We start from the raw sequence: 17587 nt of genomic DNA, 5'->3' as shown, positions 1-17587 counted from the left end.
CACCCCTGACCGGTCGTTCCATATACCTGGCGGCGGAACATGCATGCATGGACACGCCCTGCATGCGGCCTTCACGCGCCGCGCGACACGCTTGTCGACACCCCACAAGAGCACGCGTCATGCCCAATCATGATCGCAAAGAGCTGCCGCATTCGCGCGGTGGCCGTCCGGCCGCCGGCAAGGAGGCCGCCGAGGACAAGGCCCGGCGCAAGCGCAAGGAAAGCGCCAACCAGGACGAGGCGCTGGAGGAAACTTTCCCAGCCAGCGATCCGGTATCGCCGTTTATCCCGGCCAAGGCGCCGGACGACTGACGCCCAGAAACGCGCCATGGCCTTGCATCCGACCGGCGAACGCCGGCACTAGACTCATGTCCGACGAGATGAGGGCGATCCCTGCCGGGACATCCCTCCATCAGCCTCATCGCACCGCGCCCACCTTGTGCGGCTGGCGCGGCATTTGCCTGGCGGCCGGCGGTTGCGACGCAGCAGCCTATACTCGGGGATTGGAGGTGCCGACATGTCCAATCCTGATGCTTCACGCAGTGGAGAATTTTTGCTGGGTGGCGAGCTGCCCATCCACCGACTCGGGTATGGCGCCATGCGCGTCACGGGAGCGGGGGTCTGGGGCGAGCCGGAGGACCGCGCCGAGGCGCTGCGCACGCTGCGGCGGGTGCCGGAGTTGGGGATCAACTTCATCGATACTGCCGATTCCTATGGGCCGGACGTGTCCGAGTTGCTGCTCGCCGAAGCGCTGCGCCCGTATACCGGGCTCACCCTTGCCACCAAGGGCGGGCAGGTACGCCCGGGGCCGTCGGAATGGGTGCCGGTCGGTCGCCCGGACTACCTGCTGCAGCAGGTAAAAATGAGCCTGCGCCACCTCGGTGTGGAGCAGATCACTTTGTGGCAACTGCACCGCATTGATCCTGGCGTCCCACGTGACGAGCAGTTCGGCGCGATCAAGTCGTTCATCGACCAGGGCCTGATCCGCTTTGCCGGCCTGAGCGAGGTCACGGTGGAAGAAATCCAGGCGGCGTCGAAGGTGTTTCCGGTGGCGACGGTGCAGAACCATTACAGCGTGAGCAGTCGCATGCGCGAGGACGTACTGGACTATTGCACCGCCCACAACATTGGCTTCATCCCGTGGTATCCGCTCTCCGGCGGTAACTTGGCGCGCACCGATTCGCCGCTGCAGGCCATCGCCCGGCAGCATGGCGCCTCGCCGAGCCAGATTGCCCTGGCCTGGTTGCTGAAGCGCAGCCCGGTGGTGCTTCCGATTCCCGGGACGTCCAAGGTGGCACATCTGGAGGAGAACGCCGGTGCCGCCGGCATCACGCTGAGCGACGATGATTTCGCGGCGCTGGGCCGGGCGGCGCAGATCGAGCGTGCGGGATGAATACGCCGGGTGTGACGTTGTCGCGGTCGTGCTGGTAGTGGGTCAGCCATGGATTGATCGGCGCCGAAGCGAGCATGGACGAGACCACGTCGGAACCTTTGGCGACGGCTAACGACAGGCAGGAAGTCGCGTTATCCCATTGCTGGGGCAGGCAACGCGAGGGTTCGAATCGCTGCCGGTCCGGCGGGTGATTGCGCATGGTCCGCTGTGGGGTGATGATCGGGCTGGCGAGACAGAGCTCGCTTGTCACACGCTTGCATGCGGCGCGAAATTCGATCCGTTCCGAACATAACCTATGGTCATCCTGGATCGGCTTCCACCGTAGTAGGTAAGCAAGAGATAAGGGGTTGAGGCCTTCGCCACATCCACCTGTGGGAGATTTTCCCCCTCACCGGAGCCAAGCATGTAAGCCTGCTTGCAGGCGGTGCCCTTGCCTCGGTCGATACTGATAGCTGACTTGCCGGTGTCGACTTGGCACAATCGACATTCGCCCCAAGGTGTATGGCATGTCATATCAAGTACTCGCGCGTAAGTGGCGGCCGCGCAAATTCGCCGAGCTGGTGGGCCAGGAACACGTGGTGCAGGCGCTCAGCAATGCGCTGGATACCGGCCGCATGCATCACGCCTACCTGTTCACCGGCACGCGCGGCGTGGGCAAGACCACGATTGCGCGCATCTTCGCCAAGTCGCTCAACTGCGAGCGAGGCCAGTCGGCCGAGCCCTGTGGCGAGTGCGCGATCTGCCGGGCCGTGGACGAGGGCCGGTTTGTCGACCTGCTGGAGATCGACGCGGCCAGCAACACTGGCGTGGACGATGTGCGTGAGCTCATCGAGAACGCGCAATACGCGCCGGCGCAGGGGCGTTTCAAGGTGTACCTGATCGACGAGGTGCACATGCTCTCCAAGAGCGCGTTCAATGCGCTGCTCAAGACCCTGGAAGAGCCGCCGGCACACGTGAAATTCCTGCTCGCCACCACCGATCCGCAGAAGCTGCCGGTCACCGTGCTCTCGCGCTGCCTCAAGTTCAACCTGAAGCGCCTGCTGCCTGTACAGATTTCGGGCCAGCTGCGCCACATCCTGGAAGCCGAGCAGGTGGCGTGCGACGACGACGCGATAGCCGAACTGGCCAAGGCGGCCGACGGTTCGCTGCGCGATGGCTTGTCCTTGCTGGACCAGGCGATTGCCTACGGCGCCGGCGCAGTACGCGGCGACGACGTGCGCGCCATGCTGGGCGGCGTCGCGCGCGCGCAGGTGCTGGCCGTGCTCGAAGCCGTGGCCGCCGGTGATGGATCGGCGCTGCTGGAGGCATGCGCGCGGGTTGCCGCCTACGCGCCGGATTATGCCGGGGTGCTGGATGATCTCGCCGGCATGCTGCACCAGGTGCAACTGCTGCAACTGGTACCGGGCTACCAGCCGGCCGACGGCGTTGACGACGACCACGCGCTGGCTGGGCTTGCGCCCGGCCTCGCAGCCGAGGATGTGCAGCTCTATTACCAGATGGCGACGGCAGGGCGACGCGACCTCGCGCTGGCCCCGGATGCGCGCACCGGTTTCGAGATGACCGCATTGCGCATGCTGGCGTTCCGACCGGCGCCGCCGCCTGCCGATCAGCCGCAGGCCGCAGATCGCGCGCCCCCCGCCGTCCGCCCTGCGCATCCGCACGGAGCGGCGCAGGCCACCGCACCCGCTCGCGGCGCGCGCAGCGCGGCGCCGGAGACGGGCCGCGCGGTAACGTCGCCCGTCATCGCCGCGCCGGTATCGATGGCGCCGGTGGCGGTTGGCGCCGACGGGCTGCCTGACTGGGAGCGCTTGATCGAGCGCGCTGAGTTGCGTGGCCCGCTGGGCATGCTGGCGCAAAATGCCGTGTTGCGGGCGCGCGAGGGCCAGACCCTGGTGCTGGCGTTGAAGCCGCTGCATCTGCACATGGCGGTGGAGCCCATGGTGAGCCAGATGGAGGAACGCCTCAGCCAGGCACTGGGGGAAGCCATCCATCTGCATTTCGTGCCCTTGGCGAACGCGGCCACGGCCGCGCAAACGCCGGCGGCGCGGGCTGCGCAGGCACACGATGCGGCGCAGGCGGCGGCGGAGCATGCCATCGCGACGGATCCGCTGGTGCAGACCCTGCAGCGTGAATTTGGCGCCCGCGTGGTGCCACAGTCGATCCAACCCATTGCCAACGGAGCGGAAAACGCATGATGAAAGGGCAGATTGGCCAGTTGATGCAGCAAGCCCAGCGCATGCAGGAAGACATGAAGCGGGCGCAGGAAGAGATCGCCAAGCTCGAGGTCACCGGCAGTGCCGGTGGTGGCCTGGTCAGCGTCGTGATGACCGGCGAGCATGCCGTGCGCCGCGTGCAGATCGATCGGCAGACTTTTGCCGACGATCCGGAAATGGCCGAGGACCTGGTGGCGGCGGCGGTGAACGATGCGGTGAACAAAGTTGCCGCGGCAAGCAAGGAACGGCTCGGCGGCGTAACCGCCGGCATGTCCTTGCCGCCCGGTTTCAAGATGCCGTTTTGACGGTGGGCCTGGTCATTTCCCTGGTGCGGGTTTCTTCCACGACTGGGCTACGGCGGGTTGGTACGCGACGGGCGGGTCGTCGATGAGCGCCTCGCGCCTGTTGGATGAGCTGATCGAAGCGCTGCGCTGCCTGCCTGGCGTGGGCGCCAAGAGTGCGCAACGCATGGCATTTGCCTTGCTGGAGCGCAATCGTGATGGTGGCCTGAAGCTGGCCAACGTCCTGCAGCAGGCGATGCAGCGCATCGGCCGCTGTGAGCGCTGCCGCAATTTCAGTGAGACGCCGTTGTGCAGCCTGTGCGCGAGCAATGACCGCGATCGGCGTACTTTGTGCGTGGTCGAATCACCCGCTGACCTGGCCACGATCGAGCAGGCCACCGGGTATCGGGGTCAGTATTTCGTGCTCATGGGGCATTTGTCGCCACTCGATGGCCTGGGCCCCGAAGAGCTTGGCCTGCCGCAGTTGACCGCGCGCCTGGCGGAGGGCGAGATCGAGGAGATGATCGTGGCCACCAATCCCACGGTTGAAGGTGAGGCGACGGCGCATTACCTGGCCCAGCTGGCGCGTGCCGGCGGTATCCGCCCGACGCGGCTGGCGCATGGCGTGCCACTGGGCGGCGAACTCGAATACGTCGATCGTGGAACGCTGGCCCACGCCTTTGGTGGCCGGCAACTGTTGGAGTAAGCGATGAGCGAGACGATTTTCAGCAAGATCATCCGCCGCGAGATACCGGCCGACATCGTCTATGAGGACGATACCGTGCTGGGTTTCAGCGACGTCAACCCACAGGCGCCGGTGCACGTGCTGTTCATTCCCAAACAGCCGGTGCCGACCTTGAACGAGGCGACGCCGGCCGATGCGGAATTGCTCGGCAAGCTGATGCTGGCGGCGGCAGCCTACGCGAAGCAGCTCGGCCTGGCCGAGCGGGGTTATCGGGTGGTGGTCAATTGCAACGAGGAAGGTGGGCAGACCGTGTTCCACCTGCACCTGCACCTGCTCGCCGGGCGCCGCATGCATTGGCCGCCCGGCTGAGCGTGCAATCTCCCCCTCTCACCTGATTGTCGGGGGGGGGAGGGAGCGAGGGGTTGTTGGCTCAGGGGCGCGGGCGTGGCGCCGGCCGTACGATGATCACTGGCGGGCGGCCCCAGTACGGGTTGCCCCACGGGCCATAGCCGCCGTAATACGGCCCGAAGCCCGGGCCCCAGAACGGGTCATAGAACGCCGAGGGGTAGTAATTCACCGGCACGCGCTTGGGCCACAGGTAGATGACATTCGCCTCCACCCGTGGGTAGGCGTAGTCGAAGTCGCCGACCTTCTTCGTGACGATGCCGTGCAGCGTGCCGGTGACCGTCATCTCGCGGCCGCGCACAAACACCTCCGGATCATAGAAGCCCGCGTGGCAGGCGACGAAGCGACCCTGGCTTTCGCCGGCCTCGCCGGCGCGCGGTCGCGCCTGCGCATCCAGCGGCTTGGACAAGAGGTAGAAGCAGGTCTGGTCGGGTCCAGGTTCGGTCTGGATGATTTCCCCGCCCCAACGTACCTGCTGGCCACCCTGCCCCCCTTGTTGCGCGCTGGCCAGCGGCACAATCGCGTAGGTGCCCTGCAATGGTTGGGGGATGGTCACGCACCCGCCCAGCAGACCCAATGCGGCGACCAGTGCAAGCGGACGGTACATGGACACGGGGATTCTCCAACGCACGTGCGGCCAGGCCGCGGGATGCTTCATTGGACCACGCGCGCCGCGTGAAATTCACGTGCCGCGCGGCGAAACGCACGCAATGGTTCAGGCGGCGCTTCATTGGCACCATAACGCAGGTGCAGGTAGTCCGTTGACAATTGCGCCAGTATGCCGCGCTGGGAAGGGAGCGCACGCGCGGCGCGGGCCAGGTAATCGCGCGGGCCTTCACCGCGTCGGCGCACGATGCCGCGCTGCGCCAGCTTGCGCTCCAGCACGCCGAACGCCTCGCGCAAGGCATCCCGGCGTCGCCATTGCCACAGCGACCACGCCAGGCCCAGCGCCATGAACAGGACGCAAGTCAGTGTGATCAGCAACGCCATGGTGCGCGTGCTCGTGTCGCGTATGCCGAACTGCGTGAGCATGCCACGCTGGCGCAGCGCGTCGAAGCCGACCACGCCCTGGTCCCACCAGCGGTTGACGATGTCCCAGTGGTTGCGCAGGCCTTCCAGCCAGGGGCTGTCGTACCAGTCGCGCGCCGTACCCAGCGCCGCGGCAGCACCCTGGGTCACCCGCTCGGGCCGCGCCGCTGCGGTCGGGTCGACACGGACCCAGCCGCGTCCACGCAGCCACACCTCGCTCCAGGCGTGGGCGTCCGAATAGCGCAGCAGGAGGTAATTTCCCAGTTCGCTCCAGTAGCCGCCCTGGTAGCCGGTGACGACGCGGGCCGGGATTCCGGCGCTGCGCATGAGCACGGTGAAGGCTGAAGCATAGTGTTCGCAAAAGCCTTCGCGGGTGTCGAAAAGGAAATCGTCCACGCTGTTGCGACCGAGCGGGGGGGGCGTCAGCGAATAGAGGAAGTGGCCGGTGCGCAACAAGGTGAGCCCGGCGCTGACGATTGCCGCGTCGTCGTTGCCGTAGCGCGTTCGCCAGCTGTCGGCCAGGGCCTGGGTGCGTGGGTTGAATCCTGCTGGCAGCTCCAGGCCGCGTCGGCGGCGCTGCGCGTCGAGCGCGGGCTGCAACTGGTAATGCAAGGCCGAGCGCAGCTCGTAGCTGAAGCCGTGGCTCACCGGCTCGTTGGCCAGCACCTCGTGGTCGGCCAGCAGTTGGGCATGGGCGGGCGCCGCCACGGCGATGTCCAGCGCGGGCAGGATGCGCCGCCGGGTGGGGGTCACCATGGTTACCTGGTAGGCGATGGTTTGCGTCGCCTGGAGCGGCGCGGCCGGCTCGGGCGAACCGCGGCCGCGGCGCCATTGCCGGCCGTCGAAGTCCCACATGACGTAGGCGCGGAAGTAGCGCAGGTCGCGCATCGGCACCGCGCCGTCAAAGCTCACCCGCAGCGCCGGGCTGTCGTCGATGAGCAGCGAGGTGAGGTTGCCCGGCGACATCGTGTCGCTCAGGCCGGTGCGCGCCTCGTCCGGCGTGGGCGCGCCCCACAGCGGCGAACCCAGGCGCGGCACCAGGGCAAACGCCAGCAGCGCCAGCGGCAAGGTGGCGCCAAGCAAGGCCAGGCCCGGCAGCAGCGTTCGCGGCAGGGTCGCCAGCGGCTGGGCCGGCTCCATCGCGCGCATGGTGGCCAGTGCCGGGAGCACGGCCAGCACGACCACCGCGGTGGTCACCAGGTTTTGCCGGAACAGCAGGGCCGAGACCAGGGCGAAGCAGGCAAAGCTGACCGCCACGCGGACGTCCCGCGTGCTTTCGCACTCCATCGCCTTCAACACCAGCAGGCCGATGGCCAGGGCCGCACCCGGTTCGCGCCCGAAGATGCTGCCGTAGCTGCCGATGACGGCAAGGGTCAGCAGCCCCAGCAAGGGCAGCTTGATCCAGCGCGGCACCCGCCCCGCGCGCCGGCGGCGCCGCCACCAGCGCCATGCCAGCAGCGCCGCCGAACTGCCGGTGAGCCACCAAGGCAGGTGATTGGCGTGCACCGCGAGCACCAGCGCGATGCTGATGCTGAGCAGGCCGAACACGCGGTTGTCGACGGCGACTTCCCGCCGGCTGCCGGCGGCGCGGCTCATGGCAGTTCGGCCAGCGCGTTCATGCAGCGTGCGTAATGCAGCGGACCGCTGTCCAGTGGCAGCTCGTTGCCGGGCAGCCACAGGCTGTAGCGCTGCCGCTGGACCTGGGCCTCGCCCAGCCAGCGGGCCAGCCGGGAGATACGTGCCTCGTGGTCCAGGCCCGGCAACTCGCGCCAGTCCAGGCGCCATTCGGTTTGTCCCCGGGGCTGCGCGAAATCCCTGACCAGCAGGCTTTCGTGGCGCGCGCTGGCCTTCCAGGCGATATGGCGCTGGGGATCACCGGTGCGGTAATCGCGCAAGGCCGCCCATTCGTCGCCGAGACCCGGCCGGGCCCGCCGCGCAATGAGTGCCGAGGCTTGCGGTGGCGGGCCGGAGCGTTCGGCCCGTGGCCAGATCAGCATGCGCTGGTCCGGGTGCACCCAGCTCCACGCGCGAAACATGCCCAGCGGCCAGGTGGTCCAGATCTTCAGCCGCGGCACCGGGTACCAGCCGCGCCGCATGGTGGCCATGTTGACCGTGACCGCGACGCTGCCCTGGGCGGGCACGGCGAAGACCTGCCTGGCCTCGTCGGCGTCAAGGCGCAGCGCAGCACGGGCGGACGTCGAGGCAAAGCGCAGGGTCAGTTCCACCGGTTGGCCGGCAATCGCGTGGCTGGCCTGCAGGCTGCTGAGTTGCAAGCCATTGAGGTTGCGGAAGGCCACCAGCATGCTGGCCGCGCTGGCCGCACCGAGCAGGCAGGTCAGCAGCAGGGCCGCATTGTTTGCATAGTTCAAGGCCCCGGCGAGCATGGTCAACAGCAGCAGGGCAAAGCCGACGCCAAAGCCGCTGGGCACGATGTAGATGCGCTGGCGGTGCAGGCTGACCGGCAGGTTTTCCGGGCGCCGGTAGCGCGTCAGGGCCGGCAGGCGCCGCTCGCCCCACAACATCACGGGCTGCAGCCAGGCGCGCATCAGTCCACCGCAACCTCGGCCAGCAATTGCCGGGCGGCCGTCTCGCCGGTGGCGCCGTGCGCCGGCAGCAGGCGATGCGCGGCCAGCGGGACGAACAAGGCCTGGATGTCTTCCGGCAGCACGTGGTGGCGGCCGCTGAGCAAGGCCCAGACCCTGGCGGCGCCGAGCAGGGCCAGGCCGGCACGCGGCGACAGGCCGACGCGGATTTCCGCGTGTTCCCGGCTGGCCTTCAGCAGGGCTTGCAGGTAGTCGAGCAGGGCGCTGCTGGCGGTGATGGTCTGCGCCTGGCGCTGCAGCTCGAGCAGCGCTGCGGCATCCAGTTGCGGCACCAACTGTTGCAGCAGGTCGGCGCGGTCGCTGCCCGTGAGCAATGCGCGTTCGGCGGCGAGGTCCGGGTAATCGAGCGACAGGCACAACATGAAGCGGTCGAGCTGTGAATCGGGCAGGGGAAACGTGCCGTTGAGGTCGAGCGGGTTTTGCGTGGCGACGACGAAGAACGGCCTGGGCAATGCATGCGTTTGGCCGTCTACGGTGACCTGCGATTCGGCCATCGCCTCAAGTAGCGCGCTCTGCGTCTTCGGGCTGGCGCGGTTGATCTCGTCGGCCAGCAGCAGGCCGGTGAAAATCGGTCCCGGATGGAAGCGGAATTCGGATGTCTCCCGCTCGTAGACACTGACCCCGATGATGTCGGAGGGCAGCAGATCGCTGGTGAACTGCACGCGCTGGAAATCCAGGGCAAAGGTCGCCGCCAGTGCGCGGGCGAGCGTGGTCTTGCCCACGCCTGGCACGTCCTCCAGCAGCAGGTGGCCGCCGGCAATCAGGCAGGTGAATGCCAGCTTCACCTGGGCCGGCTTGCCGAGCAGCACCCGGTTGACCTGGGCCATGGCCGCTTGCAGGCGCCGCTGCACGACGAGGTCGCATTGCTGGATTTGGATGTTGGCAGCCATGGTTCCTTCGATACGGTGGGTTGGTGGCCCAAGCAGGCTCAGTGTAGTGGCGGGCTGGGGTCGCATGGCCGCAGCCGGTACACTGGTTATCGGCCACATCGCCGCAGGTTGAAGCGACCGGGGACAAGGCGACGCGGTAACCTTCAGCCTTGCGGCTGCGCAATCAGCTTGCGGTACTGGCGTGGCGTGATGCCCGTGGTCGCCTTGAATTTGCGGTCGAATGCGCTCTGGTCCACGAAGCCGCAGGCCAGGCTGACCGACGCCACCGATTGCTCACCATGCAACAGCTGCATGGCGGCATCGACCCGCAATTTGGTCAGCATCTGCTGCGGCGTGAGCTGGAACACATGATTGAAGTGGCGCTCGAGCTGGGCGACCGACAAGCCTGCCAGCTTGGCCAGGCCGGGTATCGGCAGTTTCCTGGCGAAATGCGCCTGCATATGGTCGAGCACCTTGCGCAGCTTGTCGTATACGGGGTGGCGGGCGTCCAGCACGCCGAGGTCGCGGGAGATGCCGATCAGGCCGCAAATGTCGCCGTGGACCTTGAGCGGCCGCTTGAGCGTGATGCACCAGCCGGAACTCCGGTTGTTGAAGATGTGCACTTCCAGCTGGTTGCCGATTTCCTCTCCGGCGAGGACGCGCCGGTCCTGCGCCATATAGGCCTGGCCCATGGCGCTGGGGTACAGCTCGGCCGTGGTCTTGCCGAGCAGGTCTTCGCGCCGCTTCATTCCTAGCCGCTGCACCAGGGTCAGGTTGACGTGGGTGTAGCGGCAGGCCGTGTCCTTGGCGAAGAACACGACCCCCGGCAGGGCATCGAACAGGGGTACCAGATCGTCGATGGGTGCCTTGAGCTTCATGGCGTTCGGTTTCCTGGCGGTTCCGCGTCGGTCGCGTGGCCGGACACGGCCGTGGCGCGCTGCGAGGCAGCTCAATGGGGACGGAAGGCCGCGGTCGACCGCGACGGCGGCGCATTTGCCGCTATTATGCCGATTTCCGCATTTGGCATCGGCAAAGCATGCTAGACGGCGCGTATTCGGATGGTGACCATGGCGCGTATGCATATCGTTGAATTCGTGGACTCGCATACCGGGGGCGAGCCGACGCGAGTGGTCGTCTCGGGCTTCCCTGACCTCGGCGGTGGTGCGCTGGCCGAACGCCTGCAGCGTTTGCGTGGCGAGCATGACCGGTGGCGCCGTGCGACGGCACGCGAACCGCGTGGCTCCGACGCCATGGTTGGTGCCTTGCTGTTGCCGCCGCAGGATCCGCAGTGTTGCGCCGGCGTGATCTTTTTCAACAACGTCGGCTACCTGGGAATGTGCGGGCACGGCACGATTGGCGTCGTGCGCACCTTGCAGCACCTGGACCGCATTGCGGCAGGCAAGCACTGCCTGGAGACGCCAGTGGGCTGCGTTGGTGTCGAGTTGCACGAAGATGGCCGCGTCACCGTGGACAATGTCGAGAGCTACCGGCACGCCAAAGACGTGGTGCTCGACGTCCCGGCTTACGGCAAGGTGCGCGGTGACGTGGCCTGGGGCGGCAACTGGTTCTTCATCAGTGCCGACAGTCCGGTGCCGCTCCGCTTTGCCAACGAGCCGGCGCTGACCCGCTACACGGAGGCCGTGCGTGCCGCCCTGGTGGACGCGGGCATCACCGGCGCGCATGGAGCCGAGATCGACCATATCGAGATCAATGGCCCTGCGGAGGACGAGGGCGCGGATGCACGCAATTTCGTGTTGTGCCCGGGCCTGGCTTATGACCGCTCACCGTGCGGCACCGGCAGCAGTGCGAAGGTGGCTTGCCTGGCGGCCGACGGCAAGTTGGCGCCGGGCCAGGTCTGGCGCCAGGCCGGCATTTTGGGCAGCGTATTCGAGCTGCGCTATCAGCCGGGTGCCACCGGCGTGCTGCCGCGCATCACCGGCAGCGCCTTCATCACCGCCCAAGGGCAACTCCTGATCGAGGAAGCCGATGCACTGGCCTGGGGCATCGGCGGGGCATGAGCAGCTTCGACCTCATCGTCGTCGGTGCCGGCATCGTCGGCGCCGCTTGCGCCGATTACGCCAGCGCACAGGGACTCAAGGTGGCGATCGTCGAGTCGGCCACGATTGGCGGTGGCACCACGGCTGCTGCCATGGGCCACCTGGTGGCGGTCGACGGGGTGCCGGCGGAAGTGGCGCTGGCGCATTATTCCCTGGGTTTCTGGGAAGCCTTGGCGGATCTGCCTCAGGCCGAATTCAGTCGCTGCGGCACCTTGTGGGTGGCGGGCGACGAGACTGATTGCGCGCGCATTCCGGACAAGCTGGCACGGCTCGCCGCCGCCGGAGTGCATGCCGAGGCGCTCGATGCCCGGCAGTTGTATGCGCTCGAGCCGGCGCTGGTGCCGGGCCTCGGCGGCGGCGTGCTGGTGGCGGATGAGGCCGTGGTCTACCCGCCCGGCGTGGCGCGCCACCTGGTCGATCGCGCGCAACAACAGGGCGCCAAGCTGTACCGGCACCGGGCCACACTTGCCGCCGATGGCGTGACGCTTGGCGATTCGACCCGACTGCACGGTCCGGTACTGGTGGCCACCGGCAGCGTGCTCGCCGAACTGCTGCCTGGGCTGCCGCTGCGCTTGCGCAAGGGCCACCTGGTCATCACGGACCGCTATTCCGGCCTGATCCATCACCAGTTGCTGGAGCTGCACTATGCGGACAGCGCGCACGGCGAAGCCGATGCCAGCGTGGCGTTCAACGTGCAGCCGCGGCCAACCGGACAGTTGCTGATCGGCTCCTCTCGCGAATTCGGCAAGCTTGGCATGGAGGTGTCCATGCCTATCGTGCGCCGCATGCTGGACCGCGCGCTGCATTTCCTGCCCGCGCTGCGCGACTTGCAGGCGCTGCGCATATGGACTGGCCTGCGCCCGGACAGCATCGACGGGCTGCCCTACATCGGGCGGGTGCCGCGGCATGCCGACCTCTGGGTTGCCGCCGGCCACGAGGGTCTCGGCGTCACCACCTCGCTGGGTACTGCCCGCCTGCTGATCGACCAGTTTCTTGGCCGCGTGCCGGCGCTCGATCCGGCCCCTTACGATCCAGCGCGGGTGGCGGCATGACGGCCCGACGCGTGCATCTGGAGGTCAACGGCCAGCCGGTGGAGGTGGCCGAAGGCAGCAGCGTGGCTGCGGCGATTGCGCAGCTTGGGGTGCCGTTCCGGCGCTCGGTGCGCGGGCAGTGGCGGGCACCGCTGTGTGGCATGGGCGTGTGCTTCGAATGCCGGGTGCGTATCGACGGGCTTGCCCAGCAGCGCTCGTGCATGGTGCCGGCCCAGGAAGGTATGCAGGTGTGCACCGATGACTGAGCGCTACGACGTGCTGGTGGTGGGCGCGGGCCCGGCCGGCCTGGCGGCCGCGCAGGCGGCTGCCAGCCATGGCGCGCGCGTCGGCCTGCTCGATGCCCAGCCGCGCGCCGGTGGGCAGGTGTGGCGGCATGATGTGGTGGCCGGCGTGCCGCGCCTGGCCCGACGCAGCATGGCCGCGGCGCTGACGTCCATCGGCGTCGAGTGGCTGGCGCAGACCCGGGTGGTCCTGGCCGAGACTGGCAGCTTGCTGGTGGAGGAGCCGCATCGGGCGCGGCGGCTGGAGTACGCCACCCTGGTCCTGGCCACGGGTGCGCGCGAGCTGTTGTTGCCGTTTCCGGGCTGGACCCTGCCGGGCGTCACTGGCGCCGGCGGCTTGCAGGCCCTGGCCAAGCAGGGCTGGCCGCTGGCCGGCAAGCGCGTGGTCGTTGCCGGCAGCGGCCCGCTGCTGTTTGCCGCGGCGGCCACGGCACGCCGTCACGGTGCGAGGGTCTTGGGCATCTACGAACAAGTCGGCCGCGAGTCGGTGGCGCGATTTGCCGTCGAGCTCTGGCGTTGGCCGGGCAAGCTGGCGCAGGCCATGGTGCTGCGTACGCAACTGCTGGGCACGGGTTACCACTGCGGCAGCGTGGTGCGACGTGCACTGGGCACGGAGCGGGTCCAGGCGGTTGAAGTTGAGGGTCCGCAGGGTCTGCAGCGTATGGATTGCGACCTGGTGGCCGTGGGCTATGGCCTGGTTCCTGACCTGCGCCTGGCACACATGCTGGGTTGCGCCAGCGAGCCGGAAGGCGCGCACGCCCGGGTTTGCATAGATGGCGCGCAACGCACCAGCGTTGCCGGCGTCTACGCCGCTGGTGAGGTCTGCGGCATTGGCGGCCGCGATTGTGCCCGCATCGAGGGCGCCATGGCTGGTCATGCCGCCATGGGGGCGCAAGCCGAGACTGCGCGGTTGCAGGCTCGCAGGCAGCATGCGCGTGCCTTTGCCGCGCAGTTGCGCCGGTATTTCGCGCTTGGTCCACAGGTCCGCGAGCTGGCTGAGGCCGACACCGTGGTTTGCCGCTGCGAGGATGTCCCCTTGCGCGCCCTGGATGGCTATACGGATTCACGCAGCGCCAAGCTGGCTACGCGCTGCGGCATGGGCGCCTGCCAGGGACGGATATGCGGCAGCGCGTTGGCTGAGCTCGGGCGTTTTCCGCGCCGCGGCGACCGCCCGCCGTTGTTCCCGGCGCGGCTTTCCAGCTTGAGCAGTGAAACGGCGGGAGATCCCGGTGACCGCTGACGGAAGGAACGCCAGACGGCATGCGCGCCGCCCCATGTCGAAGGTCACTTGAACCGGCCTGCGCAAGGCAGCACCATGACCGCGGTTGGCTGGGGCAAGTGGACGGCTGCACGATCATCTGCACGCTGGTTCACACCTGGCCGGCGCAGGCCCCTGACCCGCAAGCCGACCACGACCGCTCATCAGCAAGGGATCCCCATGAAGATTGCCCACCGTCCGCGCGTCCTCGCCTGCATCGGCCTGCTGGCCTGCCTGCTGGCCGCCGCCGTCCCGGCGCAAACTGTGCCCGCCAGCACGTATGCACAGATGAGCTGGCGCCTGGTCGGGCCCTTCGACGGTGGCCGCGTGCTGGCTGTCGCCGGGGTGCCCACGCAGCCGCAGACCTATTATTTCGGCAGCGCTAACGGTGGGGTGTGGAAGACCACCAATTCCGGCCTGTCCTGGCAGCCCTTGTTCAACGACCAGCCGGTGTCCTCGATTGGCGCGATCGCGGTGGCGCCGTCCGACCCGAACATCATCTACGTGGGGACCGGCGAGGCCGACCCGCGCAGCGACCTCACCTTTGGCGACGGCGTGTACAAGTCCACCGACGCCGGCAAGAGCTGGACCAACATCGGCCTGCGCAAGACCCTGCACATTGGCAAGATCGTCGTCGATCCGCACGATCCAAACATCGTCGTCGTGGCCGCGCTCGGTCGCGTCTACGGACCCAGCGAGGACCGCGGCATCTACCGCTCCAGCGACGGCGGGCGGACCTGGACCAGGACGCTGTACGTGGACGACACCACCGGTGGCATCGACGTGGCCATGGATCCGTCGAATCCTTCCGTGTTGTATGCCGGCATGTGGACGGTGCAGCGCAAACCCTGGCATCTTTCCAGCGGCGGCGAAGGCGACGGCTTGTTCAAGTCGATCGACCAGGGCAAGACCTGGATCCGGCTGCAAGGCCACGGCCTGCCGACCGGCGTGCTGGGCAAGATCGGTGTCGCGGTGGCCGGCGGCGAATCCGCGGGTCGGGTCGTCTACGCGATCATCGAGGCCAAGGATGGTGGCTTGTTCCGTTCCGACAATGGCGGCGGCGACTGGAAGCTGGTCAGCAACGACCAACGCATCATGGGCCGCGCCTGGTATTTCATGAACGTGTTCGTGGACCCGGTGGATGCCGACACGGTGTATGCGACCAACACGGGGTTCTTCAAGTCCACCGACGGCGGGCATAGCTGGAACGCGTTATCGCTGCCTGGCGGCGACAACCATGCATTCTGGATCAATCCGCTGCATCCGCACCTGATGGTGCAGGGGCACGACCAGGGCGTGGTGACCAGCGTGGATGGCGGCAAGACCTGGGGCAAGTACTACAACCTTCCGATTGCCCAGCTCTACCATATCTCGGCCGATGACCGTTTCCCGTACAACATCTATGGTTCGGTGCAGGACTGCCCTTCGGGCTGCGCGTTCGGCACGGCCAGCCGCGGGGTGGGGGGCATCACCGCGAAGGAAGTGTTCAACGTCGGCGGCGATGATGGCGAGTCAGGCTACGTGTTTGCCGATCCGAACGATCCCAACTACATCGTCGAGGGTGGCTATGCCGGCGGCTTGACCCGCTACAGCCTGCGCACCAACACCCTGCAGGACATTGCCCCGTGGTCAAACGCCAACGGCGGGCACGCCGCGAAGGACGTCAAGTACCGCTTCACCTGGACCGATCCGTTCGCGTTTGCGCCGTGGAAGGACGGCGATACCTATCCGCTCTATTTGGGTTCCCAATACCTGATGGTGAGCCACGACAGTGGCAAGAGCTGGAAGGTCATCAGCCAGGACCTGACCCGCAATGACAAATCCAAGCAGCAATCCTCGGGCGGTCCGATTACCCAGGACAACGCCAGCGTCGAGTACTACAACGTCATCTACGCGATTGCGCCCTCGCCGGTGAGCAAGGGCCAGATCTGGATCGGCACGGACGATGGCCTGGTCTGGCTGACCCGGGATGCGGGCAAGACCTACAAGCGGATCACGCCGCCGAAGATGCCCGAGTGGGCGCGGGTGGACGCGATCGAGGCCTCGCATTTCGATGCCGGTACCGCGTTCGTCGTGGCCGATGCGCACAAGCTGGGCGACAACACGCCCTACGTGTTCGTCACCCACGACTACGGCGCCACCTGGACGAGCATCGTCGATGGCCTGAGCGCACCAAATTACGTATACGTGGTGCGGCAGGATCCGGTGAACGAGAACCTGCTGTTTGCGGGCACCGCGAACGGCATCATGGTGTCGTTCAACGGCGGCCAACAGTGGCAGTCGCTGCAGCTGAACCTGCCCACTTCGCAGGTGCGCGACATCGCGATCAAGGGCGCCGATCTGTTGGTGGCGACCCATGGGCGCTCGGCCTGGGCCATGGACGATATTTCCGCCTTGCGCCAGTTGAGCGCCGAGGTCATGGCGAGCCCGGCGCATCTGTTCGCGTCGGCACCGGCCTGGCTGCTGCGCATGCGTGGCGGTCGGAGCACGGGGGCGGGCAACCTCGCCGGCGAGAATCCGCCGAACGATGTGATCTCCTATTACCTCAAGGAAAAGCCGAGCGGGAAGATCACCCTGGCCATCTACGATGCGGCCGGGAACCTGGTCAACTCCTTCGACAACGTGCGCAACACAGGCGCCGCGGAGAGCGCGGGCGAGGGGCCGTTCGCGCGGCATCCGCTGGGCGACAAGTCACTGACGGATCACCCGGGGATCAACCGCTTCGTCTGGGACCTGCGCTTTCCGGCGGCGCCTCCCATCCATGCCAAGGCATCCTACGTCGAGGGTCGTGGTCCCAATGGCGCCTACGTCGTCCCCGGCATGTACAAGCTGGTGCTGACCGTGGACGGGCAAGCGTACACGCAGCCCTTGACGGTCAAGGCCGACCCGCGCTCCCTGGCAACCCAGGCCGACCTGGTCAAGCAGTTCAACCTGGCCAGCAAGGCGCAGAACCTGCTGTGGCAGAACCACGCCGTGATCAATCAGATCCTCGACCTGCGCGCGCAGCTGCAGAAGTTGCAGCAACAGGCTGGCAGCGGCAAGGCCGTCCAGAAACTGCTTGCCGATCTGGATGCCAAGGCGTTTGCACTGCAGGGTGAGCTCTACCAGTACCATGCCGCGACCGGCATCGGCCTGCTCAATTACCCAGTCAAGCTGGGCGAGCGCATTGCCTATCTGTCGAACGAGGTCAATGTCATGTCGGCCGCCGCGCCGACTCAGCAGTTCCACGCGCAGTACGCCGAGTATGAGCAGGCCATGGCGCCGCTCGTGCAACGTTGGCAATCGCTAAAGGACAAGGCGCTGCCGGTGCTGAATGTGAAGCTGCAGGCCGGTGGCTTGCCTGCCCTGGTCATTGCCGACGGCGCGGAAGAGCGAATGCCGGGCCCGCCGGTGCAGGTCCAATGAAGGACGGATCGCGATCCCGCCGGGCCGCGTGACCAAGGTCATGGGCCCGGCAGGCAG

16 protein-coding genes are annotated in these 17587 nt (G+C 67.3%); 11 read left to right on the top strand and 5 right to left on the bottom strand.

The genetic code is table 11. From position 1 onward, the window contains the following. Positions 1-119 precede the first annotated feature (119 nt). The 6 genes from AC3WJB_RS14465 to AC3WJB_RS14440 all read left to right on the top strand — a co-directional run bounded on the left by AC3WJB_RS14465 (position 120) and on the right by AC3WJB_RS14440 (position 4940). The gene (locus AC3WJB_RS14465) at positions 120-311 is read left to right on the top strand and encodes a hypothetical protein (protein WP_492682734.1); all 192 of its coding nucleotides are present in this window, start codon (positions 120-122) and stop codon (positions 309-311) included. Between the two features lie 205 nt (positions 312-516). Continuing rightward, positions 517-1392, top strand: a complete 876-nt coding sequence (locus AC3WJB_RS14460; RefSeq protein WP_492682732.1) for an aldo/keto reductase — start codon at positions 517-519, stop codon at positions 1390-1392. Positions 1393-1898: 506 nt separating this feature from the next. After that, a complete protein-coding gene (gene dnaX, locus AC3WJB_RS14455) occupies positions 1899-3587 on the top strand; it encodes a DNA polymerase III subunit gamma/tau (protein ID WP_492682730.1) in 1689 nt (562 codons plus the stop codon). Continuing rightward, positions 3587-3910, top strand: coding sequence for a YbaB/EbfC family nucleoid-associated protein (locus AC3WJB_RS14450; RefSeq protein ID WP_492682728.1), 324 nt, complete (start codon positions 3587-3589; stop codon positions 3908-3910). Before dnaX ends, AC3WJB_RS14450 begins: the two co-directional genes overlap by 1 nt. Before the next feature lie 82 nt (positions 3911-3992). Beyond that, positions 3993-4592 carry a recombination mediator RecR gene (recR, locus tag AC3WJB_RS14445; protein ID WP_492682726.1) on the top strand — a complete coding sequence of 200 codons (600 nt, stop codon included), beginning with the start codon at positions 3993-3995 and terminating at the stop codon, positions 4590-4592. A gap of 3 nt (positions 4593-4595) precedes the next feature. After that, positions 4596-4940 carry a histidine triad nucleotide-binding protein gene (locus AC3WJB_RS14440; protein WP_492682724.1) on the top strand — a complete coding sequence of 115 codons (345 nt, stop codon included), beginning with the start codon at positions 4596-4598 and terminating at the stop codon, positions 4938-4940. Positions 4941-5001: 61 nt separating this feature from the next. Here the strand turns inward: AC3WJB_RS14440 and AC3WJB_RS14435 are convergent, their stop codons facing one another. The 5 genes from AC3WJB_RS14435 to AC3WJB_RS14415 all read right to left on the bottom strand — a co-directional run bounded on the left by AC3WJB_RS14435 (position 5002) and on the right by AC3WJB_RS14415 (position 10355). After that, complete coding sequence (locus tag AC3WJB_RS14435; protein WP_492682722.1) at positions 5002-5589, bottom strand: Slp family lipoprotein; 588 nt, start codon at positions 5587-5589, stop codon at positions 5002-5004. Between the two features lie 41 nt (positions 5590-5630). Then, a complete protein-coding gene (locus AC3WJB_RS14430) occupies positions 5631-7601 on the bottom strand; it encodes a transglutaminase TgpA family protein (protein WP_492682720.1) in 1971 nt (656 codons plus the stop codon). Next, positions 7598-8551 carry a DUF58 domain-containing protein gene (locus AC3WJB_RS14425; RefSeq protein ID WP_492682718.1) on the bottom strand — a complete coding sequence of 318 codons (954 nt, stop codon included), beginning with the start codon at positions 8549-8551 and terminating at the stop codon, positions 7598-7600. The genes AC3WJB_RS14430 and AC3WJB_RS14425 overlap by 4 nt, the downstream gene beginning before the upstream one ends. Beyond that, positions 8551-9498, bottom strand: a complete 948-nt coding sequence (locus tag AC3WJB_RS14420; protein ID WP_492682716.1) for an AAA family ATPase — start codon at positions 9496-9498, stop codon at positions 8551-8553. The genes AC3WJB_RS14425 and AC3WJB_RS14420 overlap by 1 nt, the downstream gene beginning before the upstream one ends. A gap of 143 nt (positions 9499-9641) precedes the next feature. After that, positions 9642-10355 carry a PAS domain-containing protein gene (locus AC3WJB_RS14415; RefSeq protein WP_492682714.1) on the bottom strand — a complete coding sequence of 238 codons (714 nt, stop codon included), beginning with the start codon at positions 10353-10355 and terminating at the stop codon, positions 9642-9644. Between the two features lie 198 nt (positions 10356-10553). On the opposite strand from AC3WJB_RS14415, the gene AC3WJB_RS14410 reads away from it, so the two are divergent. The 5 genes from AC3WJB_RS14410 to AC3WJB_RS14390 all read left to right on the top strand — a co-directional run bounded on the left by AC3WJB_RS14410 (position 10554) and on the right by AC3WJB_RS14390 (position 17530). Then, the gene (locus AC3WJB_RS14410; protein ID WP_492683223.1) at positions 10554-11495 is read left to right on the top strand and encodes a 4-hydroxyproline epimerase; all 942 of its coding nucleotides are present in this window, start codon (positions 10554-10556) and stop codon (positions 11493-11495) included. After that, positions 11492-12586: an NAD(P)/FAD-dependent oxidoreductase gene (locus tag AC3WJB_RS14405; protein ID WP_492682712.1), complete on the top strand. Its 1095-nt coding sequence runs from the start codon at positions 11492-11494 to the stop codon at positions 12584-12586. The genes AC3WJB_RS14410 and AC3WJB_RS14405 overlap by 4 nt, the downstream gene beginning before the upstream one ends. Further along, positions 12583-12831: a (2Fe-2S)-binding protein gene (locus AC3WJB_RS14400; protein ID WP_492682710.1), complete on the top strand. Its 249-nt coding sequence runs from the start codon at positions 12583-12585 to the stop codon at positions 12829-12831. The genes AC3WJB_RS14405 and AC3WJB_RS14400 overlap by 4 nt, the downstream gene beginning before the upstream one ends. Beyond that, entirely contained in the window at positions 12824-14107 is a 1284-nt protein-coding gene (locus AC3WJB_RS14395) for an FAD-dependent oxidoreductase (protein WP_492682708.1), read from the top strand. Before AC3WJB_RS14400 ends, AC3WJB_RS14395 begins: the two co-directional genes overlap by 8 nt. Before the next feature lie 198 nt (positions 14108-14305). Further along, on the top strand, positions 14306-17530 hold the full coding sequence (locus AC3WJB_RS14390) for a WD40/YVTN/BNR-like repeat-containing protein (RefSeq protein WP_492682706.1): 3225 nt from the start codon (positions 14306-14308) through the stop codon (positions 17528-17530). The last annotated feature ends 57 nt before the right edge of the window (positions 17531-17587 follow it).

Source organism: Rhodanobacter sp. FW510-R10 (assembly GCF_058781105.1).
The sequence above is the reverse complement of the archived record's forward strand: the minus strand, read 5'-3'. Positions and strand labels throughout refer to the sequence as shown.